We start from the raw sequence: 17,414 nt of genomic DNA on the forward strand, positions 1-17,414 counted from the left end.
ATTCCAACATGAGTAATTAGAGTACGGCAGCAGGATAAGAACCTAAAATACGAAGCTCTTTTACCATTGGGCGAATATCATTTATTGCCGCAGCAACATTCTCTTGATCGATATGGCCTTCCAAATCGATAAAGAATACATATGCCCACTTTTCAGGTAATGCTGGACGGGTTTCAATACTTGTTAAGCTAATATTATGTTTTGCAAACGGCGCTAAAATTTCTAATAAAGCACCAGCACGGTCATGTGCTGAAATTAATAATGAAGTTTTGTCATTGCCACTTTGTGGAATTTTTTCACGGCCAATGACTAAGAAACGAGTGGTATTTTCCGGATTATCTTCAATATTGCTATGCAAGATTTCAAGGTTATACATACCTGCTGCAATATCAGATGCAATTGCTGCTGAGTGCCATTCGTTACGAATACGACGTGCAGCTTCTGCATTTGAGTTTAAGGCAACACGTTCAACACCCGGATAATGCGCGTCTAACCACTGGCGGCATTGAGCCAAAGTTTGCTGGTGGGCATAAATCTGTTTAATACTGTCTTTACGTGTATTTTCAGAGACTAAGAATTGATGATGAATACGCAATTCAACTTCACCAATCACATTTAAATTCGATGTTTTAAAACAATCTAAAGTATGGTTCACAATACCTTCAGATGAGTTTTCAACTGGGACTACACCATAATGTGCACTACCCGCTTCTACTTCACGGAACACTTCATCAATAGTTGGTAATGGACGAACTACTGCATCTTTACCAAAGTGTTTAAGAACAGCAGATTGAGTAAAAGTCCCTTCTGGTCCTAAGAAAGCAATACTTTGCGGAGCTTCCAAAGCAAGGCAAGCAGACATAATTTCACGGAACAAACGCGCCATGGTTACATCAGACAAAGGACCTTGGTTGCGCTCCATGACTTTGCGTAAAACTTGTGCTTCACGTTCAGGACGATAAAACAAAGGATTCTCTTCGGAAGCAAATTTAGCTTTTGCAACAGCTTCAGCAAGGCTTGCGCGTCGATTTAATAATTCTTGAATCTGTTGATCTACACTATCAATATCTTCGCGAATTTGTTCTAAACTAAGAGAAGTCGTTTTGTTTTGATCATCGTTGATCATTAGAATGCAGCCTCAGTAAAATCATCTTTTAAACGAGAGTATAACAATAGTCTGCTTTGATTTGTTAGGCAATATAGCTGTAAGAGCTTTTTTCATTAACCTTTTTGCTCACATTTCTTGATCACTTTATTTGATAATGATTTTCATTTATCATTTGCATAATAAATTTTATTATCGTCCATTATGCAAAAATCATTTTTCCTTTTATCTAATAGTTTTCTATTAAGTACTTTAATAAGCTGTCCTGTTTTGGCTGAAACGCCTATACAAAATCAACAAAAAATCGTTTTTCAAAATAATCAGGCACAATTTCAAATTAAATCTAAAAATGCAGGCCATGATTATCTTATTCAAATTTATAAACCGCCTGTCGCCCCGCCCCAACATGGGTATCCAGTACTTTATATATTAGATGGAAATGCTACATTTCCAAGTGCTGTCAATATTGCTCAGTCGATTGGCGCTGGTTCTACTAAATTAGGACTAGATCCACTCATGATCGTAGCAGTTGGTTACCCTCAGCAAAAAACCTTTGATGTGCAAAAGCGTGCTTATGATTACACTCCAAAACCTTCTGCTGAATTTCAAGCACAAGGTAAATATAAATATGGGGGTGCTGATCAGTTTATTGCTTTTTTAAATAGCGAACTCAAGCCTACAATTGCAAAACAATTTCCGATTAATAGCCAACAGCAAAGTCTTTATGGACATTCTTTTGGAGGTTTGTTTGTGCTTTATCATTTTTTTCAAAAACCAGATGCATTTCAGCGTTACTTTGCTGCAAGCCCTTCTCTCTGGTTTGACCAAGGCATGTTATTTCAGCAGTTAAATCATTGGCAAACTCAAAAACCAAATCATTCTCCTTTACTCATGACCACAGTCGGTACACATGAGCAAGGTGGCCCTCACACTCAACTTAACAATAAATTTAATGAAGCAAATTTCTTTAAAGCCTTAGAAAATAAACGTTCAAACCAGTTTAGTTATTGGCATTTTTATAACCCTGCTGAACAACATATTACAAATTTGTATGCGAGCTTGCCTAAAGCACTTATGTTTGCTTCATGTCAAAATTTAGAAAGCTGTAAATCTTTATTTGATGGGCCGTTGCAGCAGCCAGCCAAGTAAAAACATAATTACATTTACAGATGATTATTTCGTTGTTCTTAAAGATAGTCCTCTTAATGTATAGATTGGTTATACTGACCCAATATGTCATAACAACAGTAAAATAGAATGAATAAAATTATTGTTTTAGGCTTACTGGGTATTACAAGTTTTAGTTTAACCGCTTGTGGCGGTTGCCCCTTAATCGCAGGATGCAATGGTAGGGATAATTCTCCGTACTATATGACGACTGTCGGTAATCAAGTTCGTGGCATTCCAATCCCACCTCAAACCAAGCTGACCTATCAGTCGCAACATTTCAGACAGAAATTTGAGCAAATGCATGCTTTAAAAGAGAAAAATTTATCAGGTATCTATTTACCACCAGATACAGCAATCATTTGGGGCGGTATGCCAGTAGACAAGTTTATACAGTTTTCTAATCCCGAAATGAAAGGATTTTCAGTCTATCCAACACGAGGATTTAAAGCAGAATTATCAAATGAGTTTTCACGTTTATGGAAAAGCTGTGAAAGTGATTTAAACATTAACTTAAAGAATCCAAATGACTGGTCATTTAATCCTGAAAATATGAAAATAACGGGTTGTGGTGTCGTCTTTCAAGAACGTAGTAAATACACCGAAGATTCATTTCATCAAGATGAAGCTGATGAGTTTTTAAGAAAGATGAATCATGCATTACAGCAATTACCGAAACAACAAGACTATCCTGTCATTCATCAAACTAACAAATAGGTAATATAAAAAAGCCTACTAAAAGGTAGGCTTTTTTAAATCTATTTAATTAGGCTTTGCCAATTAATCCACGCGCTACGATTTCTTTCATAATTTCATTTGTACCACCGTAAATACGTTGAATACGTGCATCTACAAAGAAACGTGAAATTGGATATTCAGTCATATAACCATAACCACCAAAGAGTTGCAGCAAGTTATCTGCGACTTTCATTTGCATGTCAGTGCTGAAACTTTTAAGCGCCGCTGCTGTTTCCACATCAAGCTTACCTTCTTGATATAGAGCAACGTTTCTCTCATAAAAAGCAGCTGTAGCAAGCTCATCAATTTTTGCTTGTGCTAAAACAAAACGCGTATTTTGGAACTGTGAAATGGGTTGACCAAATGCATGACGCTCTTTTACATAAGCGGTTGCCAAATCAATTGCACCGCGGATTGCCCCAATTGCGGTAGAAGCAATGGCCGTACGTTCACGCGGTAGCTCTTGCATTAAGTAAGCAAAACCCTGCCCAGCTTGACCGAGTAACTGGTTTTTAGGAACCTTAACATTGTCAAAAAACAGCTCAGATGTGTCTTGAGAATGCAGACCGATTTTGTCTAGATTTGTGCCTTTTTTGAAGCCTTCTAGATGAGTATCAGCTAATAATAATGAAACACCTTTTGCACGCGCTTGAGGATCAGTTTTTACTGCAAGCACAACAAGATCAGCATGCTGTCCATTTGAAATAAAAGTTTTTGAGCCATTTAATAAATAATGATCATCTTGCAAAATGGCGCTAGTACGCATTGATTGTAAATCCGAACCTGCTCCAGGTTCAGTCATACCGATAGCACCAACCACCTCACCTGTTACCATTTTCGGCAACCAATATTGTTTTTGCTCTTCTGTGCCAATGTGTAAAATGTATGGTGCAGCAATTTCAGAGTGGCAAGAAATCGCTGTTGATAATGCGCAAAAACCAGCACGTGCCGATTCTTCAACCAACATTAATGAATAATAGGTTGGTACGCCGTAACCACCGTATTCTTCTGGAACATCCACACATAAAAAGCCATTTTCGCCCAGTTGATTCCAGACAGAACGTGGCATGATTCCTTCGCGTTCCCATTGGTCATAATGTGGAGCAATATGCTCATTCATAAAACGTTTAAAATTATCACGGAATAATTCTAAATCTGCATCGTATGCCAACATAATATTTTCCTTCAGCTTTATTGTTTTATCTAATCTCATTGCTCTGCATGCTAATCATTTTTTTAGCAACTGTCATGGCATAGCTGCTCATTAAAACTGTACTTTTCAGTCAGCCAATAAAAAAGGAAGCCAAAGCTTCCTTTTTTATATAGGTTTATTTGAATTAATCTAAACCTTCAGCGACTTGAGGAGTTTTTTGCTCCATCATTTTTCTGTCGACTTCATCTGGATTGTTTAAAGCATCATTTAGCTTATCTTTATCTAAAGCACCGACCCATTTAGCAACAACAATCGTTGCTAATGAGTTACCAACAAGGTTAGTTAATGCACGGGCTTCTGACATGAAACGGTCAATACCTAAAATCAATGCCAGACCTGCCACTGGAATATGCCCTACAGCAGATAAAGTTGCAGCCATAACAATAAAGCCAGAGCCTGTTACACCTGCAGCACCCTTAGATGAAATTAAGAGTACCAATAACAAAGTAATCTGATGTTGAATATCAAGCTGTGTATTTGTTGCCTGAGCAATAAAGATTGCAGCCATAGTCAAATAAATTGACGTACCATCTAGGTTAAATGAATAACCTGTTGGGATAACTAAACCAACTACAGATTTTTCACAACCTGCAATTTCAAGTTTACGTAACATGCGAGGCAAAACAGATTCAGAAGAAGATGTACCAAGTACAATTAATAACTCTTCACGAATCAGGCGAATCATCTTAAGGATACTGAATCCACTAATACGGCTGATTGTACCCAAGATTAAGAAGATAAAGAGTAAGCACGTAATATAGAAGCAGATAATGAGCTGCCCTAATTGTACGAGTGAACCAACACCATATTTACCGATAGTGAATGCCATTGCACCGAATGCACCAATCGGAGCCAATTTCATGACCATATTCACAATGTTAAAGAACACATGTGCAACTTGATCAATAAATTTTAAAACTGGACGTCCTGCATCACCTAACTTATGTAAAGCAAAACCAAAGAGAATTGCAAAAAGAAGGACTTGTAAGATTTCACCATTTGCAAACGCGCCAACCACCGTATCAGGGATGATGTGCATTAAGAAATCAATGGTAGATTGTGACTCACCAGAACTGACGTATTTTTGAATGCCCGAAGTATCGAGAGTGGTAGGGTCAACATTCATCCCTACACCCGGTTTAGCAATGTTAATTACAACAAGGCCAATTAGAAGTGCAATTGTTGAAACGATTTCAAAGTATAACAACGCAACGCCGCCAGTTTTTCCGACTGACTTCATGCTTTCCATGCCAGCAATACCGCTTACCACGGTACAGAAAATAACTGGAGCAATGATCATCTTGATCAAACGAATAAAGGCATCACCTAATGGCTTGAGTTTTTCACCTAACCCCGGAATATGCTGTTCGACACCATTGACAATTTGCGTTGAGCTTGGAGAAAAATGCCCTACCAAGATACCCGCAATAATCGCAATAATCACCTGAAAATAAAGTGATTTATAAATCGGTTTTTTAGCCATAACTTTACTTCAATCTATATTTCCAAGTCCGTTGGAAATACCAAAATGAAACGTCTATTCTTTACGAATACACAGCCCTAACCTTTCACATTAACACCGCAAAAGGGAAATGGTTTTTTGTGAACAAAAAACCTTCCTACTACCTCAATGAAAACAAAATAGCTGTTTTCTAAAACAGGAGAATACCTGAAGTTTCTAACCACTATGAGTAGCTAGAAATAACCTCTTACTTTTTCAATAAAAAGCTGAAGATATAGGAGAATCACATAAAATTATGATATGAGTGCTCAAAAAAGCACGAGAAAGTGTACTCGAATTAAATAACGATTCGGTTAATTTTTTAGCTAATACGCATAAAAAACACTCAGGTAGCCTTAAGACTTTAGTATGAGAAACACTTTTGATATTTTTTCAGCAGTTTTTTATGTCATATTGATTAAATACTTGTGGACATTTCATTTTGAGCTGCCTACATCCCATCATTTTTATTGTTTTGAACTACGATGAATACTAAACGTAATATCTATAAAGATGCTGAACATCCCTTTGCTCAATATGTCCGTATTTTAGGTAAGGGGAAAACCGGATCTCGCTCTTTAAGCTATGAAGAAGCCTATCAAGCTTTTACCATGATTTTAAAAGGTGAAGTGCTAGATGTACAGCTAGGTGCATTTTTAATGCTACTTCGGGTTAAAGAAGAATCGATTGATGAACTTGCAGGGTTTGTGCAAGCGACCAAAGATCAGCTTCATTTTGAGCCTTTAGAAGTCGATTTAGATTGGTCATCTTATGCAGGTAAGCGAAAACACTATCCATGGTTTTTGTTAGCCGCCCTTACGCTTGCCCAGCATGGCCATAAAATTGTTATGCATGGTGCGTCAGGTCACACGCTTAACCGTGTTTATACAGAGCAAGTCTTAGAATATCTTGGTTATCAAATTTGTCATTCTGAACAAGAAGCTAGTGCACAATTAGTAGAGCAAAATTTCGCTTACTTACCACTAGATGTGATTTCACCAGTTTTAAGCGACTTGATATCTCTAAGAAATGTCATGGGATTGCGTTCACCTATTCATACTTTGGCTCGTTTAATTAATCCTTTTAACGCTAAGGCTACCTTACAAGCAATATTCCACCCTGCTTATAGAACTTCACATCAACATAGTGCGTTACGCTTAGGCTATCAAAATAGTGCCGTCATTAAAGGTGAAGGTGGTGAATTTGAACGAAATCCAGATGCTAAGACACTCATTTGTGGTATTAAAAATGGTGAGCTTTATGAACATGAGTTACCAAAGCTCACACCTGAGCGAAGCCCAATTGAAGAAGAATTAGATTTAGCAACATTTAAAGCAGTATGGCTTGGTCAGCAGCATCATGAATATGGCGAAATGGCCGTAACAGAAACCATCGGAATCGCGCTATATACGATGGGCGTTGTTGCTAATTTTGAAGAAGCGATGCAAAAAGCAAAAGTGTTATGGGATACACGAAATTTAAGCAATCTTAATTCGTAGTTAACAAATGCTATCGTGAAGGTCGACATGGATGTCGACCGTATCACTGCGATACAGGAAGTATCGTCAGTGATACAAAGGATTTTTGGTTACTTTTGATCCTTCAAAAGTAATAAAAGCCTATATGCTATAACTTATGAAAAACATGCTATATAAGGCTGTATGGAATAACAAAAAATAATTTTTCTGTCTTATTAAGTTTTAAACAAAACGAATCGGTTTAAACTCTGGTTCATGCTTGTGATGATCATCATCACATTCTTCGCCTTCTTCTTTTGTACCACGGTCAATATAACCACTACGCTGATCTTCTGGTAAGTTCTTCAACTCCCAAGCGATTACAGCTTGCATACAAGTCTCACGTTGTTCTTTAGTTAAAACAACGCCGTTTGGCCATTTACCAATTTCTACTGCTGTTTTTAAACGCTCCACAATTTCAGGGTTTAAAACAGATAGCATTTGTTCAATATTCATGATTCATCTCTTTGAAAAGATTCAAAATCTTGGTTCCAACCAAGTTTGGTACGGCAGGCCATATAGAAATCATAACCTGGCGGATGCAATAAACTTAGTTTAAATGGGTGTTTACGGATGTGTAAACTGTCTCCAACATTGAGCGAGACACTATGTTGTCCATCTGCACTCACCATTGGTAATACCCGATTTTCGCGAATAACGATTTTAATTTCGCTTTGACCACCAACGACGATGGGACGTGATGACAATGTATGGGGATGCATTGGAACTAATGCAATAGCATCCATACTTGGATGTAAAATTGGGCCACCACCTGACAATGCATAAGCCGTTGATCCGGTTGGAGTCGAAACAATTAAACCATCACTATGTTGGCGGTAAACATATTGACCATCAATATTAAGTTCGAAGTCAATCATGTGTACTGATTTACCCGAGTGCAAAACCACATCGTTTAAAGCAATGGCGTCATAAATGACTTCACCATTTGTTCTTACTTCCATTTCAAGTAAGAAACGGCGGTCAAGCTGGAAATGCCCTTGAAGTACTTGGTCAAGTTTGAAAATGGCTTCTGAAGGTTTGATATCAGTTAAAAAACCTAACCGCCCGCGGTTAATACCAATAACAGGCGTATTGTAGCGAACTAAAGCTCTAGCAGCGTGGAGTAAAGAACCATCGCCTCCAACAACTATGACTAAATCAGCAACTTCACCCAATAAATGACGACTTACAATTTGTGCATGATCATAAGGCACTAATTCAGCAGTTTCCTGATCAAAAATGGGGTTTAAGCCTAGGTTCAACAAATGATCATGAATTAAACATAGTGTTTCTACTACTGATGATTTATCTGGTCGACCGATTAACCCGACGTTTCTGAAGGACTTATGTGAAATTTGCACGAATGAGTAAGCTCCGCTGCGATACTTGGCTATAATAACATTAACCTGATTAATTTAAAAAAACATAACAACAAGATGCTGTAAAATTCAATCTAAGTTTTCCAATTATTCACAGTTTTATCATTGCAAATTGATGACAAGCTATCGCATCATTACAGGCATTGTTAGGGTTTTATCTCATTTTTATGAAGTTTGAACGTGGTATCGGTTTCTTTGCACTAATTTTTTCCATTTTGGTCATTGGTGCTTTTATTGCTCTTAGTATCTATCTGATTCGTTTAGATAATATTATCCGTGAAAAATTTGAAGGACAACGGTGGGATATTCCCGCCAAAGTGTTTGCACGTCCTTTGGAAATTTATAATAACGCACCTATTACCCAAGCAAATTTCACTCAAGAATTAAAACTCTTGGGTTACAAAACTTCAAGTAATTATGACAAGTCTGGAACCTATGTTGCTCAGGGTAGCAATATGTATATCCACACGCGTGGTTTTGATTACGGCGACAGTGTTGAGCCCGAACAAGTACTAGAGTTAAGTTTTGCAAATGATCAGGTTGCTGAAGTTCGAAGTACAAAACCTTCTTCAACTGGTGTTGCACGACTGGAGCCACTTCTGATTGGCGGGATCTACCCTCAACATAATGAAGACCGTGTTCTCATTAAACTGAATAATGTCCCTAAACCACTTATTGAAGCTTTAATTTCAACAGAAGACCGTAATTTCTATCATCATCACGGTATTTCAATTCGTGGTACTGCTCGTGCATTGGTGAGTAATATCACAGGTGGTAAACGTCAAGGTGGTTCAACCCTGACTCAGCAATTAGTTAAAAACTTCTACCTCACACCTGAACGCACACTCAAACGTAAAGTTAATGAAGCATTAATGGCTTTACTCATTGAGCTGCATTACAGCAAAGATGAAATTTTAGAAGCCTACTTAAATGAAGTGAATCTAGGCCAAAATGGTAGCTACTCAATTAATGGCTATGGTTTGGCTTCTCAATTTTATTTTGGTTTACCGTTACGTGAGCTAAGTGTCGCACAGCAAGCTTATTTAGTCGGTTTAGTGCAAGGCCCTTCTTTGTATAACCCATGGAAAAATCCTGAAGGTGCAAAAAAACGTCGCGATACCGTGTTAAATAACATGCGTGTAATGGGTTATTTAACTCAAGCAGAATATGAAGATGAAATTGCACGTCCTTTAAATGTGCTAAGCAAACCAAGTTTAGGCCCTGCAAAATTCCCTGACTTTTTAGATATTGTGCGTCGTCAATTACGTACAGAATATCAAGAAAGTGATTTAACTAATCAGGGCTTACGTATTTTTACAACTTTAGACCCAATTACTCAAACTCAAGTTCAAAATGCGTTTAAAGCTTCTGTAGAGCGCTTAGCAAACAGTAACCCATCACGTTTGAAAAATTTACAAGGTGCTGTACTGATTGCACATCCAGAAAACGGCGAGCTTGTTGCTGCTGTTGGTTCTACACAAGACTTTACTGGTTTTAACCGTGCTGTAGATGCAAAACGCCAAGTCGGTTCTTTATTAAAACCTGTGATTTATTTAAGTGCTATTGAATCTGGGCGTTACAACTGGGCAACCCAAATTGAAGATGCACCGATTAGTGTCCCTGTAGATGGTGGCAAAAGCTGGACACCTAAAAACTACAGTGGTGGCGGACATGGTGTAGTCAGCCTGAGTGAAGCTTTGGCAAATTCATATAACCTCTCTGCTGTACGCTTGGGTCAAGAGTTTGGTTTGTCAACATTTACCAACAACTTAAGAAAGTTTGGTGTTGAGTCGACCATTCCTGCCTACCCTTCTATTTTCCTTGGGGCAGTCAATATGTCACCAATGGAGGTTCTTGGAATTTATGAGAACTTTGCTACAGGTGGTTTTAAATATCCGACTCGCGCGATTCGATCTGTCGTAGATGCGAATGGTCGCCTGCTTGACCGTTATGGCCTGAATGTTCAACAAACCATTGATCCATCTGTTGGCTATATCATGAATTATGGTCTACAACAGGTCATGTCTTCGGGTACTGGTCGCGCAGCTTATAATAGCTTGTCTCCAGCTTTAAAATTGGCGGGTAAATCAGGTACGACTAACGATACACGTGACTCATGGTTTGCGGGCTACTCAGGTAACCACGTTGCTGTAGTGTGGTTAGGTTTAGATGATAACAAAGTGACTGGATTAACAGGTTCATCTGGTGCATTGCCAGTATGGATTAATGTGATGAAACAATTACGTCAAACGCCTGTAAACCTACGCCAACCAGACACAGTACAGTGGCAGTGGATTGACCGTGCAACGGGTGATTTATCTGCTCAGGCATGTGATGGTGCTATGTATATTCCGATGCTAACGCATACGGTTCCGCACCGTGCTACGCCATGTGGAGCACCTTATTATCAAGTTGATCCAACATATACGCCACAAAGTGATAACACAATTCCTGATTCTCAGGATGATAATACCGACAGTTATATTCGTGAAAGTGAAAACCAGATGGAACAAGATCTGTCGAATAACACACGAATCATTTCAAGTGGTAGTTATAACAACTAAGCGTTAACAGGAAATTAGGATATGTTGAAGAAAGGTGTTTTTTATATTGGTGCTGTACTTATGGTCGGCTGTACAACTTTACCAGATCATTCAGCTCCAAAAGAGAAAACACCTCCTGTTTCTGAAAAGAAGAAGTCCGAGTCCTCATCTGGTGTAAAAATTACACCTTATGATCATCCGGAAATTCAACGTAAAAGCTTACAAGTGATTGTTCCTCAGCAAAAAAAACCGCAACGCTTTAATGATGACGGAAGCCAATTACCCGCATTTAAAGTTTTAATGCAAAAAACACAGCAGGCTTATAAAAATCAGCAATGGTCAGAGGCTGAACGCTATGCGCTTCAAGCACAGCGTTTAGCACCACAAGCAGCTGAGACTTATTTATTTCTTGCGCTTACGGCAAATCATAAACAGCAATATTCTAATGCTGAGTCTTTAGCAAGACGTGGTTTGAGTTTTGCCCAAAGTCAGCCAATGAAAAAGCAGCTATGGTTAGTCATCTTAAAAGCTGGGCAACAACGCAATAATCAAAAAACTGTTCAAGAAGCACAGCAAGCATTAAAAGCTCTCTAGCTTTTAATACTTTTTATTTTCTTATTAGAAATTACGAATACCTGCTAAGCCATATGCACCATGCTGCTGCGCAGTGGCTAAATCGTCTGGATGCACCCCTCCTAATGCAAAAACCGGAATCTGGCTATTTTGAGCGAGATCACTAAAACGTTCCCAACCTAATGCCACAGCTTCTGGATGAGTCGTAGTTGGTTTTACAGGACTTACAAAAACAGCATCACAGCCAATTTGCTGAGCTTGCTTTAAAGAAACAGCATCATGACAAGCAGCAATATAACGTACGCCCACTGTTAAATCGCCTTTATGCAAATTCATGAGTTGAGATTGTTTTAAATGAACGGTCTTAATCTGTTTTTGTAATTCAGGGCTTAATTGCTGCCAAATATCTACATTTATAATTAAATTTGATCGTTGCCCTTCATTTAAGGCAATTAGTTGCTCTACTTCTCGCGGGCCAAATTCATCCTCTATACGCCAATACAATAAGGCATCACTGTTTTCTACAGGTTTAAGTGTATTGCTAATTTTGATGAGATGAGGCCAGTATAGCCTTGTTATGATGTCTTTATTGGCTTTTGGAAAGTTTAGGTGAAGCAACTGTTCACGTGTATACCATGCCCATGGTTGATGAATAAGATTTAATAGTTGATCAGGCACATAACTATGGAATAAATGTAAATTAACAATGATGTCATCATATTCATGGTGAATATAATCAAACTGGTGCCAATCTTTTAAACCAATACCCACTTCTTCATAGATTTCACGGCGGCAGGCTTCTTCTGGCGTTTCACCCTGCTCAACCTTCCCTCCAGGGAACTCATGCTTTCCACCTTGATGTTGCTGCTCTTCGCGCCATCCAACTAATATTTTTCCACGATGGATCAAGATTGCTATAGCGACATCGACTATTGGTTTGGGCATCTTTTTACTCTCTAAAACTTTTCTCAAGTGTAAGCAAATTTTATCATTTTATAAAATCTTAAAAATCTCATTGACAGATCTATTCGATAATGATTATCATTTAAATCGTTCAAGAACATACCACGGAGCACAACAAATGAACGCACCTTTTAGCTTATTTACCCGTAACAATGACACAGCTCACGCCTTACCAATGTTACATTCTAATAATCTCTTTGCATTAGGCCGTGAAATTCGCATTATGCATGCTGGCGAGGAATATCGTTTACGCCTCACTCGCAACAATCGCCTAATTTTAACCAAATAAAAAACATACTCGCGTTTCAATAATATTCGTGGGAAAACAAAAAATGGATAGCATGGGTAACCATGCTATTTTTTATGAAGGAAGAATAATCTCTGCCCTCAGACCACCTTGTTCAGCATGCATAAAATGTAACTTGCCATTATGCAATTCAATAATTTTTCGAGTAATTGAAATTCCTAACCCAGAACCTTGCTGCTGAGTACCAAGCACCCTAAAAAAACGCTGCCCTAACCGTAATAGCACTTCATCATCTACCCCATTTCCCGTGTCTTCAATAGACACCTTAATTTGCTGTTCATACTGACTAATCTCAACATGAATAGAGCCTAAATTCGGGCTATAACGAATGGCGTTATCAAATAAATTTCTAAAAGCAATAAACAGCAATTCTTCATTCGCATATGTTTTAGTTTCTGTCGATAAAGTATTTGTCTCTATCAACATCTGTTTAGCTTTCGCATCTAAATCTACAGTTTCAATCACTCTTGCCAACAAATAATTTAAATCGATAACTGTCTTAGGCAGATCGGGCTGCTCAGCTTCATTAGGTTCCAAACGAGCAAGAAGTAACAAATTTTCAAGTATTTTTGTACTTCTAGAAACGTCTTCTTGTATGCGTTCAAAATCTTGATGAAGTTCTGGAAGATGTTGGTATTTACGCTGCAAAACCTGAAGGCGCATTTGTATGGCAGATAACGGAGAACGTAGCTCATGCGAAGCATCCGCAGTAAAACGCTGTTCAGCAACGAGAGCTCTTTGCAGTCTTGCAAGCAATTGATTTAAAGCATCTATAACAGGTTGAATTTCTGTAATGACATCTGGCTCTTGAATCGGTTCTAAATTTGATGCAGTTTTTTGAGCAATCCGTCTAGAAAGTAGATTTAACGCGGCCAATTCATGTTCGGTACGCCAACTTATAATCACCCATTGTAATAGCCAGAACAACACCATAAGACCGCTATATCCAGCAAGTGCTTTAAGTACCTCTTCAACACGCGTACTCATTGGTTGAAAAACTTCAACTTGTAGTTGAGAGTCTTCTTGCTGTGCAGCTAGACTACGCCATAATTGTCCATCAAACCAAAAATACGAAAAACCTTCTGATAAGTTACCTTGTTCAAAAAGTTCATGCTGATAGGTATGAGAATGAGTAAGTACTTGGCCTGTGTTTAATAACTCATACTGAATATCAAATTCATCACTCAGCTCATCAAACTGTTTCATGGAATGTTCGGAAAGATCGGAAACGAGCAAAGTATCTGAAATTTCATCCATGATTTCGTCTTGCACTGACATGTTGTGGTAGATCGAAAATATGGTGAGTAAGCTTAAAGCCAACAATCCCACCACGATACTACTCCACATCGTGGTTTTAATCAGTTGCGACTGCAAAGATGAGCGATTCGATTTCATTTTAAATCTCCCATACGGTAGCCTAGCCCCCGTATGGTTTTAATGCTGCTGCTTCCGATTTTTTTTCGAAGTTGATAAATAAACACTTCGATCGCATTACTTTCAATTTCCTCGCCCCATGCATAAAGGGCTTCTTCTAATTGATCACGGGTAATAATATGCTCGGGATGCACCATAAGCTTACGCAATATTTGGAATTCTTTTGCCGTTAAATCGATAGACCTGCCAGCGCTTAATACGACTTTCGCTTGTGTGTCGAGTTGCAGATCACCCCACGTTAGAATTGATTGCTGACTCAAAGTTTGTTTACGTAATTGAGCGCGGATGCGAGCCGATAACTCTTCTAAACTAAAAGGCTTAACTAAATAATCATTTGCACCTAAATCCAGACCCTCTACCCGATCATGAATACTGTCACGTGCAGTAATAAAAATAACAGGAACATTTTTTTGTTTATGACGGATTGATGTTAAAACCTTTTCACCAGCCAGTTGTGGTAGTCCCCGATCAAGTAAAATACAGTCATAATCATGCTGTTCAATTGCCGTGAGCGCATAATCCCCTCTTTCGACCCAATCTACCTGATAACCGTCTAACTCTAACCATGATTGAATGCTTTCAGCTTGAGAGCGATCATCTTCTGCAAGCAAAATTCTCATCTATTTTTCCTGTTATATCCTGATTTGATCTTGCCAAGCCTTTATAAAAAAAGCAAAGCCGCATGATTTAAATGCGGCTAAAAGTAGTGAATCTAGAGATTGATTCATTAGAATTGAACTTGATCTACGTCAATCTCTACGCGTTTTAAAGGTTTATAGTCAATGTCTACTTCACCAATTAAAGTCACATTTGTATTGGCTGAAATAGGGCGACCTTGCCAAAGTTCATCATCTACATCAATTGTAATGCTACCGGTCTTGTCACGAAATTGATATTTTTCATCACCTAAAGATTTTACAACCTGACCATGTAATTTGATCGGTGTATTATCTTTTGAGGTTAATGCCTGTTTTACTGTGGTGACAGTTGCCGGAGCAATTGCAGCTTGATTCACTGGTGTATTTGCCACAACTACGCCAGCAGCAGTCATACCAGCAGTCATCAACATTACTTTAAGCATATTCATATTATTACCCTCTGTTTATGGTTCCCTCTTGGGATAAAGCGATTAAATCAAGCATAAATGAGGTGAATCTTAAGAAAAACTTAATTTAATGGCACAACCCTCAAGACCTCTTCTAATGTTGTAAGCCCTTCAATCACTTTACGGGCTCCCGCAATTCTTAAAGGTTCTATACCTTCTTTTTTAGTTTGAGTTCTTAAATCATTTAATGTGACATGACTACTAACAAGATGTTTAAGCTCAAGACTGACTGGCATAAATTCGTAAATACCGACTCGCCCTTTATAGCCTGTATGACGACATTCTTCACAGCCTACTGCCTGATAAACTGTTTCAGGCATTTCCATAATGTAGTCAAAGGTTAGGTGTTGCCATTCATCCTCATTAATGTGAGTTTTTTGCTTACAGTGGGGGCAAAGCTGCCGTACTAAACGCTGTGCGAGCACACCTAAAATGGTTGCGGCTGTCAGAAATGGCTGTACCCCTAGATCATGTAACCGAGTCAGACTAGACGGTGCGTCATTGGTATGTAGAGTTGATAGTACCAAATGACCTGTTAATGCTGCCTGAATGGCCATATTCGCTGTATCTTGATCACGAATTTCCCCAATCATAATAATGTCGGGGTCTTGTCGCATCAGTGCACGTACACCGTCTGCGAAGCCTAATTCAATTGCGTTATTGACCTGCATTTGGTTAAAACTAGGCTCTAGCATTTCAATCGGGTCTTCAATAGTACAGACATTGACTTGATCAGTTGCGAGTTGCTTTAAAGAAGAATATAGCGTGGTCGTTTTACCGGAGCCTGTGGGACCCGTGACTAAAATAATACCGTGACTATTTTGTGTAATACGCTGCCATTGTTGCAGCAATGACTGATCAAAACCCAACTGCTGAAAAGAACGCACCAACACATCAGGATCGAAAATACGCATAACCAGTTTTTCACCAAATGCTGTTGGTAAGGTTGATAAACGTAATTCGGTTTCTTGCCCTTTTGGTGTACGTGTTTTTAAGCGACCATCTTGTGGTTTACGCTTTTCCGCTACATTCAAACGCCCTAAAATTTTAATTCGAGAAATCACGGCGGTCAGTGTATTTGAAGGCATGTTATAAATGGTGTGTAAAACGCCATCAATACGGAACCTAACTTTACCATTATCTTTGCGCGGTTCCATGTGAATATCACTGGCACTCTGTTCAAATGCAAACTGTAAAATCCAGTCGACCAATTTCACAATATGCTGATCATTCGCATCTGGATTTTGACTATCGCCAAGCTGCAAAAGTGCTTCAACATTTTTAGTGTCGCGGTCATGAGCCGCATCTTTTTGAGCCGAGTTTACCGCGCGACTTACCTGATAATATTCTCGCAAATAACGCTGTAACTGTTCGGGATTAAGCAGTACCCGTTCAATTTTTTTAGGTGCTAGACTTCGTTCGAGATTATTGAGCCAATCTGTTTGAAAGGGCTGATCTGTTCCTATCACGATTCGGTCAGCATGAATTTCAACAGCTAAAATATGATTGCGAATCGCAAACTCTTGTGACATGACCTGCGTTAAAGCGCTGACATCTGCCTTTAAAGGATCTATTACAAATAAAGGTAGCTGAACCCGATCTGCAAACCATAAACACAAGCGGTTTAAGCTCAAATGGGCATGTGTGTGTTGCTGATCTTTTAAATTAAAATGTGCGATCCACTGTAATGGATGCCACTTTAACTGGTCTTTTTGGCGGTGACTTGACTGTACCAATAATTTGTCTCGGTCTGTAATACGACCTTCTTGTAATAGTTGTTCTAGACACCAATACGTATCTATTTCTACTTGTGCATTCATGCATTGTCCCCAATATATTTTTATAATATAGCAGAGATGTTTTAGATTT

Annotated in this window: 16 protein-coding genes; 6 read left to right on the forward strand and 10 right to left on the reverse strand. The window is 38.6% G+C overall.

What is annotated here, in order from left to right; all coding sequences use genetic code 11:
* Window positions 1-16 precede the first annotated feature (16 nt).
* Window positions 17-1,126, reverse strand: coding sequence for a prephenate dehydratase (gene pheA, locus ACXM0J_RS02760; protein WP_002049199.1), 1,110 nt, complete (start codon window positions 1,124-1,126; stop codon window positions 17-19).
* Between the two features lie 183 nt (window positions 1,127-1,309).
* Between pheA and ACXM0J_RS02765 the strand changes: the two genes are divergently transcribed.
* Window positions 1,310-2,254, forward strand: a complete 945-nt coding sequence (locus ACXM0J_RS02765) for an alpha/beta hydrolase (protein WP_086265852.1) — start codon at window positions 1,310-1,312, stop codon at window positions 2,252-2,254.
* Window positions 2,255-2,362: 108 nt separating this feature from the next.
* Entirely contained in the window at window positions 2,363-2,989 is a 627-nt protein-coding gene (locus ACXM0J_RS02770) for a hypothetical protein (protein ID WP_086265851.1), read from the forward strand.
* A gap of 49 nt (window positions 2,990-3,038) precedes the next feature.
* Here ACXM0J_RS02770 and ACXM0J_RS02775 read toward each other — a convergent pair whose 3' ends face one another.
* Both ACXM0J_RS02775 and ACXM0J_RS02780 read right to left on the reverse strand, forming a co-directional pair.
* On the reverse strand, window positions 3,039-4,184 hold the full coding sequence (locus tag ACXM0J_RS02775) for an acyl-CoA dehydrogenase family protein (RefSeq protein WP_017386519.1): 1,146 nt from the start codon (window positions 4,182-4,184) through the stop codon (window positions 3,039-3,041).
* Window positions 4,185-4,347: 163 nt separating this feature from the next.
* Window positions 4,348-5,706 carry a dicarboxylate/amino acid:cation symporter gene (locus ACXM0J_RS02780; protein WP_002118145.1) on the reverse strand — a complete coding sequence of 453 codons (1,359 nt, stop codon included), beginning with the start codon at window positions 5,704-5,706 and terminating at the stop codon, window positions 4,348-4,350.
* A gap of 503 nt (window positions 5,707-6,209) precedes the next feature.
* On the opposite strand from ACXM0J_RS02780, the gene ACXM0J_RS02785 reads away from it, so the two are divergent.
* The gene (locus ACXM0J_RS02785; protein ID WP_086265850.1) at window positions 6,210-7,223 is read left to right on the forward strand and encodes a glycosyl transferase family protein; all 1,014 of its coding nucleotides are present in this window, start codon (window positions 6,210-6,212) and stop codon (window positions 7,221-7,223) included.
* Between the two features lie 201 nt (window positions 7,224-7,424).
* Here ACXM0J_RS02785 and ACXM0J_RS02790 read toward each other — a convergent pair whose 3' ends face one another.
* Window positions 7,425-7,697, reverse strand: a complete 273-nt coding sequence (locus tag ACXM0J_RS02790) for a YeaC family protein (RefSeq protein ID WP_002118245.1) — start codon at window positions 7,695-7,697, stop codon at window positions 7,425-7,427.
* On the reverse strand, window positions 7,694-8,602 hold the full coding sequence (locus tag ACXM0J_RS02795) for an NAD(+) kinase (RefSeq protein ID WP_005073476.1): 909 nt from the start codon (window positions 8,600-8,602) through the stop codon (window positions 7,694-7,696). Before ACXM0J_RS02795 ends, ACXM0J_RS02790 begins: the two co-directional genes overlap by 4 nt.
* A gap of 185 nt (window positions 8,603-8,787) precedes the next feature.
* Here ACXM0J_RS02795 and mrcB point away from each other — a divergent pair, with 185 nt between their 5' ends.
* Together mrcB and ACXM0J_RS02805 are read left to right on the forward strand one after the other, a co-directional pair.
* Window positions 8,788-11,184: a penicillin-binding protein 1B gene (gene mrcB / locus ACXM0J_RS02800; RefSeq protein ID WP_086265849.1), complete on the forward strand. Its 2,397-nt coding sequence runs from the start codon at window positions 8,788-8,790 to the stop codon at window positions 11,182-11,184.
* A 21-nt stretch (window positions 11,185-11,205) separates the two neighbouring features.
* Entirely contained in the window at window positions 11,206-11,757 is a 552-nt protein-coding gene (locus ACXM0J_RS02805; protein ID WP_086265848.1) for a tetratricopeptide repeat protein, read from the forward strand.
* 24 nt (window positions 11,758-11,781) lie between these two features.
* Here the strand turns inward: ACXM0J_RS02805 and ACXM0J_RS02810 are convergent, their stop codons facing one another.
* A complete protein-coding gene (locus tag ACXM0J_RS02810) occupies window positions 11,782-12,681 on the reverse strand; it encodes an NUDIX domain-containing protein (RefSeq protein WP_086265847.1) in 900 nt (299 codons plus the stop codon).
* A 136-nt stretch (window positions 12,682-12,817) separates the two neighbouring features.
* Between ACXM0J_RS02810 and hemP the strand changes: the two genes are divergently transcribed.
* Entirely contained in the window at window positions 12,818-12,988 is a 171-nt protein-coding gene (hemP, locus tag ACXM0J_RS02815) for a hemin uptake protein HemP (protein WP_002118129.1), read from the forward strand.
* 72 nt (window positions 12,989-13,060) lie between these two features.
* Here hemP and ACXM0J_RS02820 read toward each other — a convergent pair whose 3' ends face one another.
* The 4 genes from ACXM0J_RS02820 to tfpB all read right to left on the reverse strand — a co-directional run bounded on the left by ACXM0J_RS02820 (window position 13,061) and on the right by tfpB (window position 17,365).
* Window positions 13,061-14,401 (reverse strand): sensor histidine kinase, encoded by a 1,341-nt coding sequence (locus ACXM0J_RS02820; protein ID WP_086265846.1) that lies wholly within the window; start codon window positions 14,399-14,401, stop codon window positions 13,061-13,063.
* Complete coding sequence (locus ACXM0J_RS02825) at window positions 14,398-15,060, reverse strand: response regulator transcription factor (protein ID WP_086265845.1); 663 nt, start codon at window positions 15,058-15,060, stop codon at window positions 14,398-14,400. The genes ACXM0J_RS02820 and ACXM0J_RS02825 overlap by 4 nt, the downstream gene beginning before the upstream one ends.
* 107 nt (window positions 15,061-15,167) lie before the next feature.
* On the reverse strand, window positions 15,168-15,527 hold the full coding sequence (locus tag ACXM0J_RS02830; protein ID WP_002118236.1) for a NirD/YgiW/YdeI family stress tolerance protein: 360 nt from the start codon (window positions 15,525-15,527) through the stop codon (window positions 15,168-15,170).
* Window positions 15,528-15,607: 80 nt separating this feature from the next.
* On the reverse strand, window positions 15,608-17,365 hold the full coding sequence (gene tfpB / locus ACXM0J_RS02835) for a type IV pilus assembly ATPase TfpB (protein ID WP_086265844.1): 1,758 nt from the start codon (window positions 17,363-17,365) through the stop codon (window positions 15,608-15,610).
* Window positions 17,366-17,414: the final 49 nt, after the last annotated feature.

The organism is Acinetobacter sp. GRABPA_MV_2 (assembly GCF_056725885.1).

Excerpts from the sequence above, each read along its gene's own strand:
- pheA (WP_002049199.1), bottom strand. The coding sequence starts at position 1,126 with ATGATCAACGATGATCAAAACAAAACGACTTCTCTTAGTTTAGAACAA.
- ACXM0J_RS02765 (WP_086265852.1), top strand. The coding sequence starts at position 1,310 with ATGCAAAAATCATTTTTCCTTTTATCTAATAGTTTTCTATTAAGTACT.
- ACXM0J_RS02770 (WP_086265851.1), top strand. The coding sequence starts at position 2,363 with ATGAATAAAATTATTGTTTTAGGCTTACTGGGTATTACAAGTTTTAGT.
- ACXM0J_RS02775 (WP_017386519.1), bottom strand. The coding sequence starts at position 4,184 with ATGTTGGCATACGATGCAGATTTAGAATTATTCCGTGATAATTTTAAA.
- ACXM0J_RS02780 (WP_002118145.1), bottom strand. The coding sequence starts at position 5,706 with ATGGCTAAAAAACCGATTTATAAATCACTTTATTTTCAGGTGATTATT.
- ACXM0J_RS02785 (WP_086265850.1), top strand. The coding sequence starts at position 6,210 with ATGAATACTAAACGTAATATCTATAAAGATGCTGAACATCCCTTTGCT.
- ACXM0J_RS02790 (WP_002118245.1), bottom strand. The coding sequence starts at position 7,697 with ATGAATATTGAACAAATGCTATCTGTTTTAAACCCTGAAATTGTGGAG.
- mrcB (WP_086265849.1), top strand. The coding sequence starts at position 8,788 with ATGAAGTTTGAACGTGGTATCGGTTTCTTTGCACTAATTTTTTCCATT.
- ACXM0J_RS02805 (WP_086265848.1), top strand. The coding sequence starts at position 11,206 with ATGTTGAAGAAAGGTGTTTTTTATATTGGTGCTGTACTTATGGTCGGC.
- ACXM0J_RS02810 (WP_086265847.1), bottom strand. The coding sequence starts at position 12,681 with ATGCCCAAACCAATAGTCGATGTCGCTATAGCAATCTTGATCCATCGT.
- hemP (WP_002118129.1), top strand. The coding sequence starts at position 12,818 with ATGAACGCACCTTTTAGCTTATTTACCCGTAACAATGACACAGCTCAC.
- ACXM0J_RS02820 (WP_086265846.1), bottom strand. The coding sequence starts at position 14,401 with ATGAAATCGAATCGCTCATCTTTGCAGTCGCAACTGATTAAAACCACG.
- ACXM0J_RS02825 (WP_086265845.1), bottom strand. The coding sequence starts at position 15,060 with ATGAGAATTTTGCTTGCAGAAGATGATCGCTCTCAAGCTGAAAGCATT.
- ACXM0J_RS02830 (WP_002118236.1), bottom strand. The coding sequence starts at position 15,527 with ATGAATATGCTTAAAGTAATGTTGATGACTGCTGGTATGACTGCTGCT.
- tfpB (WP_086265844.1), bottom strand. The coding sequence starts at position 17,365 with ATGAATGCACAAGTAGAAATAGATACGTATTGGTGTCTAGAACAACTA.